General features: G+C 66.3%; 8 protein-coding genes and 1 pseudogene. 7 read left to right on the top strand and 2 right to left on the bottom strand.

The window, feature by feature from the left end:
• The first annotated feature begins 1 nt into the window (after window position 1).
• The 4 genes from V6U82_RS28665 (at window position 2) to V6U82_RS28680 (ending at window position 3,190) form a co-directional block, all read left to right on the top strand.
• Entirely contained in the window at window positions 2-454 is a 453-nt protein-coding gene (locus V6U82_RS28665; protein ID WP_334466708.1) for a hypothetical protein, read from the top strand.
• A gap of 230 nt (window positions 455-684) precedes the next feature.
• Window positions 685-963 (top strand): hypothetical protein, encoded by a 279-nt coding sequence (locus tag V6U82_RS28670; protein WP_334466711.1) that lies wholly within the window; start codon window positions 685-687, stop codon window positions 961-963.
• 260 nt (window positions 964-1,223) lie between these two features.
• Window positions 1,224-1,889 (top strand): GGDEF domain-containing protein, encoded by a 666-nt coding sequence (locus tag V6U82_RS28675; RefSeq protein ID WP_334466714.1) that lies wholly within the window; start codon window positions 1,224-1,226, stop codon window positions 1,887-1,889.
• A complete protein-coding gene (locus V6U82_RS28680; RefSeq protein ID WP_334466717.1) occupies window positions 1,886-3,190 on the top strand; it encodes a hypothetical protein in 1,305 nt (434 codons plus the stop codon). The genes V6U82_RS28675 and V6U82_RS28680 overlap by 4 nt, the downstream gene beginning before the upstream one ends.
• Before the next feature lie 832 nt (window positions 3,191-4,022).
• Here the strand turns inward: V6U82_RS28680 and V6U82_RS28685 are convergent.
• A pseudogene (locus V6U82_RS28685) lies at window positions 4,023-4,387 on the bottom strand (IS1380 family transposase); the annotation flags it as partial.
• A gap of 260 nt (window positions 4,388-4,647) precedes the next feature.
• Here V6U82_RS28685 and V6U82_RS28690 point away from each other — a divergent pair.
• The 3 genes from V6U82_RS28690 to V6U82_RS28700 all read left to right on the top strand — a co-directional run bounded on the left by V6U82_RS28690 (window position 4,648) and on the right by V6U82_RS28700 (window position 12,099).
• Window positions 4,648-6,057 carry a Wadjet anti-phage system protein JetD domain-containing protein gene (locus V6U82_RS28690; protein WP_334466720.1) on the top strand — a complete coding sequence of 470 codons (1,410 nt, stop codon included), beginning with the start codon at window positions 4,648-4,650 and terminating at the stop codon, window positions 6,055-6,057.
• A 24-nt stretch (window positions 6,058-6,081) separates the two neighbouring features.
• Window positions 6,082-7,575 carry a hypothetical protein gene (locus V6U82_RS28695; RefSeq protein WP_141722502.1) on the top strand — a complete coding sequence of 498 codons (1,494 nt, stop codon included), beginning with the start codon at window positions 6,082-6,084 and terminating at the stop codon, window positions 7,573-7,575.
• 1,338 nt (window positions 7,576-8,913) lie between these two features.
• Window positions 8,914-12,099: a hypothetical protein gene (locus V6U82_RS28700; RefSeq protein ID WP_334466728.1), complete on the top strand. Its 3,186-nt coding sequence runs from the start codon at window positions 8,914-8,916 to the stop codon at window positions 12,097-12,099.
• A 189-nt stretch (window positions 12,100-12,288) separates the two neighbouring features.
• On the opposite strand, the gene V6U82_RS28705 is transcribed toward V6U82_RS28700, so the two are convergent.
• Window positions 12,289-12,791, bottom strand: a 503-nt coding sequence (locus V6U82_RS28705; RefSeq protein ID WP_334466731.1) for a DDE-type integrase/transposase/recombinase, incomplete at its 5' end; no start/stop codon positions are given.

Raw genomic sequence — 12,791 nt, forward strand, 5'->3', positions numbered from 1 at the left:
CATGGATCCCGTTCGCGCCATCCTGCTGGCCCTCGCCCGCCGAGCAGAAGAAGCCCGGCTGTCCTGGTATGCCGAGCGTGCCGCTCTGCGCGCCCGCGGCGAAACACCCACCCACGGCAACTCGTGGGCTTACAGCGTCCAAGCCGACCTCTGCCTGATCACCGCCATCACCGCAGCCGACCTGCCCGCGAACTTCCGTCTCTACGACACCTCGCTGTCCCGGGACCCCCTCGCCGCAGCCGCGCAACTCCGCGAAGTCACCTCCGCCTACGACCACAGCGGCCCGATCGAGGCCGAACACGAAGCAGCCCGACTGGCCTACAAGCAGGCCTTCGCCGAACCGCTCACCCCACAGGAACAGCACTACGTCGACCTGCTCGCCACTCTGCCCGCCGCACGCCGAGACAAGATCATCGAGGCAGCGGAGGAACGCATCCGACACCGTCCGGCTTGAGCCCTAGCTCGCCGCGACGCCTGCCGCCAGGGAGGTCAGTCTCCCGTCGCGCCTATCGCAGTACGCGCCTGAAAGGCCCGAGCAGCGCCAGCCTCCGCAGGAGTCAAGAGCAGGGGAGCGCGGGACCGGAGAACCAGAGCCGCTGGCGGTCTCCGGGCGAGCCTTTGCGGCTAGCAGGCCGTCGTAGGCGTGGACTCGGCAACGTCGCGAGATCTCCGCGAAAGGAAGCCATGAGCCTCTACACCCTCATACCCAAGCCGGGCTTCGACCGGTACCCGATCCAGGTCGGCTGGAACCCACACCGCACCTACGTCGCCACCCTCGTCGACTTCACCTGGGACCCGGTGATCGAACCCGATCTCCAACCCCACGTCATCCACCTCGGCCGGATCGAGACCATCCTCGACCCGGCCGAAGTGCTCTCGGCCCTTGAGCCCTACGCCGACATCCCCGCCGGCCTCCCGGCCAGACTCCGCGCCGACCAGGCCAAACACCCGGTACGCCGCTGACACCATCTCGCGACCAGTCACGAGGTGACTGGCTGCTGTCGTATCTGCAGTGCGGTTCGACGTGCCGCTGTCCGGCGCCGCCGGCCCGACCCTGGCCCGAACGCTCCGGCCACCAGTGCCGCAAGTCCTCGCAGCAAGAACCGAAACCGGCCCGCCACTGGCGGGCCGTCGTCGTATCAGGACCCGGGACGCGCCGCCTCGAAACGTCCGCGTCCCGGGTTCTCCATCAAAGGAGGACCCCAGTGTCCCGACCACTGCTCATGATCGCCACCGCCGTGGTGACCTACGTTCTGGGCCGGCTCACCGCCTGGCCGACCATCCACCGCCTACGCCACCAGCTCGCTGACACCCACCGCTCGATGCTCCACGACCCGCTCACCGGCATGCTCAACCGCGCCGGCCTCCACGCCGCCCACGCCGCCCTCGCCGAACAAGCTCCCGCCCAGCCGATCATCGTCGCCCTGATCGACCTCGACGACTTCAAGCACGTCAACGACACCCACGGCCACGACCACGGCGACGACCTGCTCATCGCCATCGGCGGTCGCATTACCGACCTCGCCGCCCTTTACTGCGGCGCCGCCGCACGGCTCGCCGGCGACGAATACGCCGTCCTCCTACCCAGCCGCGCTGGCGACCCGGACCGCATCGGCGACGCGCTCGCGACGATCATCGCCGAGCCCGTCGCCGTCGGCGCCGACGAGTGCTCCGTCACCGCGAGCATCGGCCTGGCCATCGTCGAGGCCACCGATCCGCTCACGGAAGTGGCGCTCCACCGGGCCGACGTCGCCATGTACCAAGCCAAGCGCAACGGGCGGAACCGTCACGCCACCTACCAGCCGGGCATGACCATGCCGCCCGCGCCCCACCGCCGCGGACCACGCCTGCGCGACCGCCGACGCTCGATCGACGGAGCCCCAGCATGACCGCCCCACCCGAAGAGATGGCCTGCCGCACCTGTCTGGTCCCGCTCAACACCATGGGCACACCACCTACCCCCGTCCACCCGGTTCATCTCGCAACCGACGGACACGCACCCGTGCCCGTCCCGGTCAGCCAACTCGCCACCGTCCGCCGGACCTGCGACTTCTGCGGCGACCCCTACCCGATCTGGACGCTGCACGGCGCAAACGTCACCGCCGTCGCCATCGGCTCCACCGCCACCCTCGTGCAGAACTTCGGCGAGACGTGGGCAGCATGCGCCACCTGCCAGACCCACATCGACGACGGCCGCCCAGACCTGGTCGTCGACCGAGCCGTCCAAGCCCTCGACGTCGGCACCAACCCGGAAGTACGAGGGCGCATCCAGGAACTGCACCTGGCGTTCCTCGACGATCGCCTCCCCGGCCGCACGCTCCTCACCACAACCCCCTGGCCAGCGGCATCCATCGCAGCCAAGGACCTGCCCAAGGTGCGCGACCGGCTCACCCACCTCTACCGAGGCAACGACGACCTGCCTGCTCCGCTCGGACTCACCGGAACACGCGGCCAGATCGCTGACGGACTTGACCAGTCGCGCCTGTACTGGATCGACGACGACTTCACCGACCTCGCCGAACACGCCGCCACCCAGCTCACCGCCCTCACCATCGCTTACGACCTCGGCCCGCCGGCCAACGTACTCATCACCTGGTCGCGGCCCGTGACCCAACACCAGATCAACGCCGCCTCCTGGACCTTGGCCACCGACGGCTGGCAGGTGGTCCTCTACCGCGCCATCGGCGGCGGACTCGACGGTAAGCCCTTGCAACGGCTCCGGGAGCAAGTCGGCTGGCTCGTACCCATGACGGCCGCCCACCTCACCGAGCGACATCTGATCGATGCCGACCACCCCGCAGCCGCCCTGTTCGCTACATGGCTGCTGATCACTCAGAAGGCCGCAGAGGTCGACGTCGCGAGAGTCGACAAAACCATCGTCAAGGCCTATGCCCGTACGAAGCGGGAACAACCAGAGGTGCGCATCGTGCGGATCCGCGGCCGCCGCAGCCCGAGCGCCGCAGCAGAGACGACCCCGGGGGAGCAAGGGCGGCGTCAGAGCAGCCGGTTCTGGGTTTCCGGCCACTGGCGCAACCAAGCCCACGGCCCAGGCCGATCGCTTCGCCGCCCGATCTACATCAACCCATTCCTGAAAGGGCCAGCCGAGTCCCCAGTGAAGACCAGTACCACCGTTCGCATGCTCAGCAGCCACAAACCGCAGGGTGAGGAGCCGACCCCACGACCAGCGTGACCTGATGTCAGGTGGTGGCAGGGGCCCGTCCCCTGCCACCACCAACAGCAAGGGCCACCTCTGCGTACAGCAGCCCCCACGGCGAGACCATCAAACGCCACGCACAGGCGCTGAGCTGCGGAAGGCCAAGGACGCGCGTCCCTATGACTCGGCGATGGTGACGCTCCATCGTCCGGGCCCTGGCCGAGTAGACGACTACGTTCACGCCGAAGAGGTCACTGGTTCGATCCCAGTATCGCCCACTGTAAATATTCGCAGGTAGCGAGCCCGTCACCGGATCCATCGGTAACGGGCTTTCGCGTTGTTGCGCCTTAATTGGGAGCAGATTGGGAGCAGGGACGTCGGATTGCCGCCCGCCGTCTTCGGCCTGTGCGTAGCGGCGCACCCAGTGCGCTGCACAACGATCCGGGGCCGGAGGACGAGCTCCGGCACCGCGTTGAACCGAGCGGGTGGACGAGCATGCTGTAGGCGAACGAGTCCTCAGCTCGTCAGGCGCTCTTGGAGCGGCGAATGGCGCCGGAGCACCGCCGGTCCCCGCCGCCGACGGTCAATCAGCAAGTCGTACACCACTTCCGTGGACGCAACCCCGCGGCGACCAGCGTGATGCTGGTCACGGAGCCTGGGTGACCGCGGGGTCGGGCGCTGGGATACGGAGCCTTTCCAGCGATTGGCGCGCGAGTTCCTCGACAGCGGGAAGGTGCGATGTGCAGGCCCGGAGGCTGCGTTGGATCTGGTGTGGCAGGCGGTGCTCTTCGGCGATGGCGATGGCAGCCTGGAACGCCGTTTCGGCTTGGGACATGTCGGCGCGGGCCAGGAGCACTTCGCCGGTGGTGTCCGAGTGGCACAGCACGATCGAGGCGTCCAGATCGAGGACCAGTCCGGGGACCGACTGGCCGGCCGCGGTTGTCTGCGGGAGCCCGCCGCGGGCCTCGGCCAGCTGGGCCCAGGCCAGCTGGCGAGCCCGTGCCCGAGCGTCACGCAACCGACCAGTGCCTCACCGTCCACGCCCGACAGCAGCCGCCACGCCGTCGGGTCCGACGCGAGCGGACCGAACAAGTCTGCCTGGTCACGCAGCACGGCCAGGTCCGAGATCGCCTCACCACCGTCGGCGAGCATCGCCGCCAGGTCCACCGCGACCCGGCCCGGGTCGTGCCGGCCACGCCGCCGCTGCAGGCCGGCGAGGGCGTCGCCGAACGCCTCGAGCGGATCCTGAGCAGACGAGGTTGCCGTCGTCTGCCGGTCCGCCAAGCCGCTCTGCCGCCACCTTGTGCCGTCGGCGCCGCCCTAAACACTGACCCGTCGGTGCGTGAGGCACAGATGACCTTGGCCAGCTGCTGTCTTGCTGGCAGATTCGCTCCGCGTCGACACCGCCTCGCTAATCCGTACATTTACTAGCACCGTAAGGAAGGGGTTCAGTACGCATCCCGCCGAGACGAAACCGGCCAGATGATCGATAGGTGTCCGCCATCAAATTGGGTCATATGTGCGAATCCGGGGGTCTTATGCAGTTCGTTCTGGGTGAGAGCGAAGGTCGGGTCCCGGTGGCTATCGGCGGCCTGCCCTTCGGTACTGTCGCTGTATCTGTGCCGGTCCGCCGCGGGGGTCAGGCGCGCGTGCCACGCAATCGTCGTGGTCTGTTGCGCATCGAAGACATCGACCTTATCTCCGGCGGTGCCGTCAACGGGTTCGATAGACCGCCGGGCCTTACCGATCGTGAGCTAGGTTTCGTGCTGGCCAAGGGTCGGCGTGAGTGGTCGACGATCAGCGATTTCTTTGGGCCCAATGCCTGGGCGCGAGCGGTGGAACTGGTTCGCTGCGGCGGTGTGGTGTTGCGGTGCGCCACGGACGCCGATCTTCACCTCAGCGCGCCCCTAGGGTGGCGACTCAGCCATGCGTGGGCATCCCAGGCCCCAGATCTGCTCGCCGAGATTCGAGGGTACCGGAACCCCGATGCCGTTCGTGGTCAACTGCTAGACCTTATGTCGGGGGTCGAGGAGCTAGCTGATGAGTTCCAGCTGTTGGCGGAATGCCCGGCAGGGACGCCTCTGCGGGTACCGGCAGGTACGGCAACCGGAACCGCCGCTTGGACCGTGTACGAGTCCGCCGTCCGGACCGCCTCGGTGTGGTGGCCGTTCCGGCTTGCCGGCGAGGAGATGACGGCGCACGCCCTGGCGGCGAAGGCGTTACGTGATTCGAAGGGCTGGACTCCGCAGCGCGCTCAAGCGTTCGCGAATCTCATTGGCATCAGTTTCGACCAGGCGGTCACTCAGACGGACACGGACCTGCGAATGCGCGGACCCTTGTTGTGGCGGGTGGGCGATGTCGCCGCCAATGCCGCAACGGCCGTGCCTTGGATCGCCGTCCCGGCCAAGGGCCTACACGTATCGGGCGTCGTGCAGTGCGCGGCCAGGGGCGTTCTCGTGATCGAGAACGCGGACACCTTCGAGCAGGTGTGCAAGCTGCCGGGCGTTGCCGAGGCGTGGCTGTGCGTATGGGGTGAAGGGTATGTCAGTCATGGCCTAGTTCCGCTCATCGCCAACCTGCCTCCCTTGCCCTTGGCTGCCTGGTGCGACCTGGATGCAGACGGAATCGGAATCATCCATGATCTCTCCAAAAAGCTTAACCGACCCGTCCGTGCCGTTGGGATGGATCTTGAGCTCTGGCAAACAACGGAGCACCGCAAGCAAAAGCCGGCGTTGATCGAGCGCGATCAGGCACGCGCCGCGAAACTCTGCGCAGACGGGCCAGAAGACCTTCGCTCTCTCGCCGGCCAGATCGCCGCGCGGGGTGGGTCGTGTGAACAACAGGCGATTCATGACAAAGTTCTTCCCCGTCTGGCTGAACGCCTCGAAGCACTGCTGGCTTGACGATGTATCCGACAGGTCGACCTCATGATCGTGCTCACGACCTCGGGTATTCTCCTGGTGACGCTACGCGCATCGGCATTGCGATCAGCATCGGCGGGTCGCTGCCGACACCGTGGCGTCAGCCTGGAAGGAGGGTTCTTGTCTGACGCCCCTCCCGCTGCGGCGTGGGTGCAGAGCAACCCCGAAGGCGGGCAATGTGCCGGAAATATCACCGAGCAGCTCAGCCTCGCGAACGAAGAGTACGAGCAACTGGCACGTGCGGAACGCTTCGCGACATGGAAGGCGTTCGTCGCGCCGCTAGCGTCCAATGCCGGAGCGGTGATCGATGATCCCGAGCTGGTCGACATCGCCGTTCATATCTTGGCTGTCTTCGCCGATCAGCCGACGCGGCACGGACTCACCCGGGCCCAAATCCGTGACGGACTTCGTCGGCGTGGAATCTCCCGCTCAGAGGATGATGTTGAGGCTCGCCTCGAACACCTGGAACGCATGGGCTTCCTGGAGCCGTACCTGCTTAAGTCCCATCAGGACCGGTACATCGTCCGGCCAGCCGGTATGGCGGGAGCTCTAGCGGCGGCCCGTGTTGCCGAACGTGGTGGCGTTGATGAGCTGCTCGTACTCCTTGATAGGACGCGCGAGGCGCTCACCCTCGAACACGCTGATCCTGCTCAGATCTTGGCTTACCTCAACACCTGCCGATACACCCTGATCAACTTTGCTCTTGCTCTTCAGCGACGAATCGCGTCGGGGACGGCGGGGGAACTCATAGCTGCGAGCCGCCAACATGATCACAGCAAGTTCACTGACCAGGTGGTCGCGCTCAATGATCTGGTGACTGCCAGGTTTGCTAGACATTTCGAGATGGACCAGGCTGGCGCCGACTTGATCCAGGCCGAGCTGTTCTATCGCACCCAGGTGCTGGCGGCTGTCGAAAAGGTGATCGCGCAGGGGGGATCTAGCCTGAATTTCGACGTGCTCACGCCTGCCGAGTACGAGAACGCAGCAGTGACCGCGGACCTGGACCAACTCGCTGAGTTGGGCACCGCGCTGGTCTCGGACGCCCCACCCACGTACCTCGACCCAGAGGCGTTACTCGACGCGGTCGATCAGTACCAACCCCGACCTCGCAATCACCTTCGGCCGCCAGAGCCACGTCTACCTGTACAGGACGAACACGATCCGCTGACAGCGCTCGAATTGGCCCACGCTCGGGCTGTTCGGCGACGTCGGTTGGCTCTTGAGAGCATCCTCGATGGTCGAGCGGAGGTCGACCTGTTGCCGCACATGCGCGTGAGCTGGCCGGCGGCGGCCGAGATCATCACGGATGCCCTGCTGCTGGACGCTGATCCTGCCGAACCGTTCGTCCTCGATCTCGAAGAATTGCTCCTGATCGACCCCGAGGCGAAGGTCACCTACCTGCATCCTGCAAGGTTGATACGGACCGATCCTCCCCTGGATGTACCCGCCGGCACCGCGGCGACAGCCCATCTTCGTGGGGGAGTCGACGGTGACCGGTGAGCAGGGCGCGGGTGCGTCTGCCGGGACCGACAGGCCAGACCCAGGTACACACCCGCCGGATGGCCCCCATGCCAGCATTGTGCTGATGGCGCGGATCCGGGCCACGGGTGTGGCGCCGGCACAAGTGTCATCCGAGGTGGTCGCCGCAGCAGCAGTCGCGGCAGCGGCAGTCGACCGGCAACTCGTGGAAGTCGTTAGTCCCACAGGGGCAAGACGTGAGTTCGTTCTCGGCTGGACCCAGGGCGCCGCCCCCGACCCGACACAACATCCCTCCGCTCCGCCCAGGACCCTCAGCGCAGTCCCGTATCTGGTCTGGGCGGCGTGTCTGGCCGCCGCATGGCCAGATCCCACCGCCCCGCCCTATCCCGGGCGTCCGTTCGCGCGAGCACAGGTGCTTCGCACCTGCGTCGGCCTCGGCGCCCACGACGACGCGGTGGTCCGGGCGCTCGATGGCAGTCTTCCCCAAGCTGGCCTCATCACAGCGGCGGGAGCAATACGCCGACTCGGTCCCGCGGTGGCGGCGCTGCCCGGCAGCGTGTGGTCGGCCCTGACCCGTTTCCACGACCGGCTTCCCCGTCTCGCCCCGCGACCGACACCCAGTAAGGAGTTACCGGTGGGCTGCGAGGCTGCGGCCGGAGCGCAAGGACCGGCTGGCGGTCGGAAGGTCCCGGCCCCGCAGCCAGGTCCTCTCGGGGTCAACGAGTCGATCGTCCGCGCAGCCGCCGCCGCGCTGGAGATGGCCCGAGGAGCCGTAGCCCGCACGGACGTGCCCGCTTTGGCGGACCCTGCCCTGCGACGTAGTCTTGAGCATTCTCTGGCCGCATGCGGCCGGATCCTGATCAGTACGCCTGAGGGCAACTGGATCACCGGCTTCCCCGACTCTGTGGCAGACGTACTCGTCGAAGCCGAGGCCGGAACGCTCAGCCGCACAGAAAGAGCGGTGCTGGCCCTGGTACTGCTACGGACGGTTGCGATCCCCCGCGCCCATGGTCATCACCACCACGAGCATTGGACCGTTACGACCCGGCCGACGACCATAGACGAGTTGGCTACCAATCGGCGGCTTACGCGCAGGCAGATTCGTGACGGGGTCCGCGGCCTCCGGGCCGCCGGATACCTCGCCACGACCAAGGCCGGGCACTATGTGCCAGGTCCAGCGCTACAGCGGATCGGTGCTGCACGGGCAGCATCGCTGTGGGAGGATCTTGTATTACTCGGTCGCCCTGACGGTCATATGGCCGCGAAGATCCGATCGCGGCGTGAACTCCTCCGGCCGAATGCGGGTCGGCCGTCGGCGATGTCTGAGACGGACAGTGGGTCGCAAGGATGACAGCGGAAATGCTGCCCGGGATCGCCGCACCGCAGCTCGGCCTCATCGGCCGGCGCCAGCTGATCTGTGTGCAGACGTTCAACATCGCCAGGCTGACGTCGCATCCTGTCGCTCTCATTCCAGGTGCGTTCATCGCGGTGACTGGTAGGGGCCCGAAGGACTCAAACGAGTCGGGAAAGACGAGCTTCCTGGCCGCAGTGTCGCTCCTGCTCGGCGACCCGGAGTGGCGCACCGGGGGCACCGGAGCAGCGAACGTTGCGACCCTCCTGTTCGATGCGGCCACGGCCGGCGACGTCGCCACAGCCCATGCGGCCGGTGAAGGCTATGTGGTCGGTGTGTTTGCTGAACCCGATGACGTGGCTGCAACGGCCTACACGGTGTGGTTAAAGGTTTCTTCGCGGACGCCGTATGTGCAGGTCCGCCACGAGCCTGGCGTACGTCTGGTGGTGGCGAAGGACGACAGAGAGCGCCACGAAGTCGCCCCAGAGACGTTTCAGTCGCTCGGCGGACAGTCGCTGGGTGGTGGCGAGTATCCGAGCATCCTGTACGGGCGGACGCCGCGTGTCCTTGCCTACGTTGCCACGCGGGGCAAGGTTCGGTCCCGTCCGTCGCTGCTAAAGCTCGACGCCGGCACCTTTACTCCGGAACAGATCGGTGACACGCTCCTGTCCGTCACCGGCCGCGCCGCGCTATTCGAGAACGATGCCGAAGTCCGACGGAAGCTCGCCGCAACACAGGCTCGACTGGAAGAGGTCCTCGAAGACGACAAGATTAAGACCGAACGTGAGGAGGCAATTCGGCGCCAGGTGACGTCGCGTAACAGGCTGCGCTACCAGACGAAGCAGGCGATGAGCCTCTGGCGCCCTTTCCGCTCACGGCAACTTCTGGACACCTACGCGAGGGCAGCGTCAGCCAAAGCGCCGCTCGCAGAGACCGAAGCGGACCTTGCCGAACTACGCCGGACTCAGCAGGAGCAGGCGAGGGAACAGGCCCGTCTACGCGACGTGATCGCTCTGCGCCGGACCGCGGAAGAGAAGGCAGGGCTGCTCCGGAAGACAGACGATGAGTATGATCGTGCGCTGGCCGACGATACGCGACTCGCTGACCGGATCGCCGAGTGGGAAACGAGGATCGGCGAGGCTCGCCTTACCGCCGCGGGCTACGACTTAAGCCTGGACGGCGCCCCTGCAAGCGCAGCCGAGCAGGTCCAGATCAAGGCGACGGAATTAGCGCAAGCCAGAGCGGAGCAGGCCAAGGCGAGCACTGCGTTCACCGAGGCCGAAGAGGCGCTGCGACAGGCGCGCGCCGGCCGAGTAGGTGTGGCCGGCGCCTACATCCGAACGTTGGACTCGCTCGGCATTACCGCCGTTGGCCTCGCCGAAGGCACCCGGCTAGCTCCGGAAGGACGCGGATCATGGGAGGCGCGTATCGCCCCATGGCGAGAAGCTATCTGCGTAGCGTCAGGGGACCTGCCCGATGCCCTGGAAGCTCTTCGCAGCTTCCCAGGCGCCATCGTCATCAGCCCAGACAACAGAACGATCGGCGCGCCCTCTGACGCCAACAGACAAGTCGTAGAACGCGTGTGGCCTGCGGGAGTGTTGGAAGCCCCCGCGGAAGCGAACGACCTCCTGCATGCTCTCGCCAGCCAGGACGAGGTTGCGGCACCCGTCCCGTACGTGACCGACCCTCGCACTGGCGTCCACACCATAGGCGGCTTCACCAGCCCCATTGTGGGCAAGGAAGACATCTGCGCGCACTTTGCCCAGCAGCTTCAACAGGCCAAGGACCGGCTAGATGAAGCCAACCGGCAGGTGGCCGCACGCGTGATCGCAGCGGAACAGGCAGAGGACACCCTCGCCCGAGCGGAAGCCGCCCAACTCGTGGACGACCTTGAACCTCAGATCGTCGCCGCCAGCAAGCAGCTCGCCACCCATCGCGGAGAAACGCTGCCCCAGCTGCGTGACGCGCGGGACACCGCCCGGGATGAGAACGCTGCAGCGAAGCAAGCGCTTGCGAACCGCGACACCGAGCTGAGCAACGTTGCTAACAAGATCAGAAAAACAAAACACGATGTGGAAGCGAAGGAGAGCGAACTCGCGCGCCTGCGCGTGGCAAGCCGTCCCGACGATCAGGTACTGGCCGCCTGGCCGTGGGGGACCGCTCAAGCTCTAGCCCAACTCGGATGGCCAACAGACGCAATCGATGCCGCAGCCGCCGAGCGGCTCGTAGAGGAAGCCGCCCCCCCAATGCAGGTGCCCGATGGGCCGCCTGTCGAGCGGCGACCAGCCGCAGCGCTGGCCCGCGCCGCCCACGCGCAGCTAACTGCCATGGTCGCGGTCTTTGGCCACGACGGTGAAGGAGCCGGACCACCCGGCGCGGACCTCGCAGCGGCCGCGAGCGCCTATCAGAACAGCCAGAGCAGCGGTGAGGAGGACAGCGACGGCAGCCTTTTCGACACCACGATCGGCGCGATCGAGACGTGGCTGAACGGTTCGGCCGACCGCGACAGCACAGCTGAGGAACAGATCCAGCAACAACAAGCGAAGAGAGCGCTCGAGAACGAGTACGTCGCGACCCAAGTGCAGCAACTTGTCGACGAGCTGGCCGCCACGCAGCAGGCCATCACCCAGCGCGCGGAGACGCGACTTGACGCGATCAGCGCCGCCCTCGACCAACTCAACCGCGCGGCCGGCGGTCTCGGCGCCGATCTTCAGTACAGCGTCGTGCCGCCTGGTACCCCAGATGCCGACTGGGTTTGCCAAGTGACACCGCGTTGGCGTCGAAACACCGCTGGCCGACTTCTCGCCTATGACACCGTCACCAATACCGCACAGGAGAAACTTTTCTCGATCCACCTCGTACTCGCGGCACTTCTCGCCGCGCCCGAGCCGTGTGGACGGGTCCTGATTCTTGATGAGCTTGGCGACTCTCTCGGGACTGAACACCGTCGCGACGTGCTCGAAGCGATCGCGAAAGTTGCAAAGGATCACGGGATAACTGTGCTAGGAACCTGTCAGGACAGCATCATGATCGAGGCGCGTTCCTTCTGCAGGGAGATCCTCTTCTTCAACTACCCGTCAAAGTCGGAGGCGCTCAATCGTCCCACCAGGATGTTCGGATACGACACCGACGGCAAGCGGGTCGAACAGATCGCCGAAGCACTTCTCTCTAGCCGTAGCCCAACCCAGTTTTGAGCGAGCGCTCGATGTGGGGCCACGACGCTGTCATGCACATGGCGTCGGTACCGGTCCTGCTAACTGGTATGTGCTAGTGGAAGCCGGCCGTCGCGGTAGGACAGGTTGAACCGCAGATACCACCGCACCGCGAACACGATCACCCCGGCTGGGAACCGGGTCTGCTGCACCGATAGGTGACAGTCGTAGTCACGCGGCCTGACTGGCCAGTGGGGTCATGATGGTCTCGTACTCGATAGGGGTCAACCGGGACAGGGATCGTTGGCGTCTGCGGCGGTGGTAGGTCCGCTCGATCCAGGTCACGATCGCGGTCCTCAACTGCTGCCGGGTCGTCCAGGTTCGGCGGTCCAGGACGTTGTTCTGCAGCAGGCCGAAGAATGACTCCATGGCAGCGTTGTCGCCGGCGGCGCCGACCCTGCCCATCGACCCGATCATGTGGTGCTGGTTGAGGGCACGGACGAATTTCCGGCTTCGAAATTGCGACCCGCGGTCGGTGTGCAACACGCAGCCGGCCACGTCACCACGGCGGGCTACGGCGTTGTGCAGGGCGTTGACGGCCAGCCTCGATTTCATCCGTGAGTCGATGGAGTAGCCGACGATCCGGTTGGACCACACGTCCTTGTGAGCCAGGTTGCGTCCCGCCGGGTGGTGTAGAAGCTGACCTGCCACGGCGTGCCGCCGAGGTAGGGGTG

The sequence above is a fragment of the Micromonospora sp. CPCC 205554 genome (assembly GCF_036902745.1).
Classification (GTDB): domain Bacteria; phylum Actinomycetota; class Actinomycetes; order Mycobacteriales; family Micromonosporaceae; genus Micromonospora; species Micromonospora tulbaghiae.

Coding starts and splice junctions, on each gene's coding strand:
- V6U82_RS28700 (WP_334466728.1), top strand. CDS start 8,914: ATGCTGCCCGGGATCGCCGCACCGCAGCTCGGCCTCATCGGCCGGCGC.
- V6U82_RS28665 (WP_334466708.1), top strand. CDS start 2: ATGGATCCCGTTCGCGCCATCCTGCTGGCCCTCGCCCGCCGAGCAGAA.
- V6U82_RS28675 (WP_334466714.1), top strand. CDS start 1,224: ATGATCGCCACCGCCGTGGTGACCTACGTTCTGGGCCGGCTCACCGCC.
- V6U82_RS28695 (WP_141722502.1), top strand. CDS start 6,082: ATGATCGTGCTCACGACCTCGGGTATTCTCCTGGTGACGCTACGCGCA.
- V6U82_RS28670 (WP_334466711.1), top strand. CDS start 685: ATGAGCCTCTACACCCTCATACCCAAGCCGGGCTTCGACCGGTACCCG.
- V6U82_RS28680 (WP_334466717.1), top strand. CDS start 1,886: ATGACCGCCCCACCCGAAGAGATGGCCTGCCGCACCTGTCTGGTCCCG.